The sequence below is a fragment of the Synechococcus lacustris str. Tous genome, assembly GCF_003011125.1.
GTDB classification, from domain to species: Bacteria; Cyanobacteriota; Cyanobacteriia; order PCC-6307; family Cyanobiaceae; genus Synechococcus_D; species Synechococcus_D lacustris.
In genome coordinates this window covers 1-727 of the sequence record NZ_PXVC01000273.1, presented here as the reverse complement: position 1 = coordinate 727, position 727 = coordinate 1, and the positions used below count along the sequence as shown (strand labels likewise).

Genomic DNA, 727 nt, shown 5'->3' with positions numbered 1-727 from the left:
TTGGTGTGGATGCAACACGACGTCCATTTTGCTGCCAAATCAATTCACYACTAAGCCAAGAAAAACCAGGCGTAGCTGATAACTTTGCTGCTCTTGTTATATAGCCGTTATATGTAAAATCACCAGTTTCTACTCCGGTAGTATTTAGTTTTGCTGTAATATATTGCGCCCGCTCTAATAAACATTCAATTACATGCGTAGCAATAACAGGTGAATTGATATCACCAGGCCTTGCATTTTCATTTAATAGCAAGCGTGCATTAGCAAATGCTTGCAATGGAGTTTCAACCCATTGCTGTTGCCCGTGGTTTTGACCGCTAGTGAATTGGCGTGGGCTGATCTCGGCCCTGTGGGTCTTGGCCCTGTGGGTCTTGGCTATTGCCATCAACTAACCCCGCAGCAGGGAAACACTGCCCAATCTCAAGGTAGCAGCTGTGAATTGCATCCAGCTATTTAGGTTTGGCAGTAATAGCAGTAATTGGTTTCTATATCGCCTTCTTTGATTTAGTAATGCAGTTGCTGCTGAGCTGGGTGTGGCATAGGTGGTTTCAGTGTCTTCCCTAAGTAGTGATGTGTCGTAGGTGATCACATCTGCTTTTTGCAGTGGTGCATCACCTGTTGCTGCAACTGAGCCTGCAATTGGCCTTGAGTTGCTCTGCTTTTGGATTGCTTTTTCTTGATCAGCAGCAGGTGAAAGCAACTTGATCAGCAGCAGGTGAAAGCAACT

General features: G+C 45.2%; 2 protein-coding genes. Both read right to left on the bottom strand.

The features are described from left to right. On the bottom strand, nucleotides 1-385 hold a 385-nt coding region (locus tag C7K08_RS14865), incomplete at its 3' end, for a hypothetical protein (RefSeq protein ID WP_133165348.1). A gap of 3 nt (nucleotides 386-388) precedes the next feature. Continuing rightward, nucleotides 389-727: hypothetical protein (locus tag C7K08_RS14860; RefSeq protein ID WP_206603897.1), on the bottom strand; the 339-nt coding region annotated here is incomplete at its 5' end.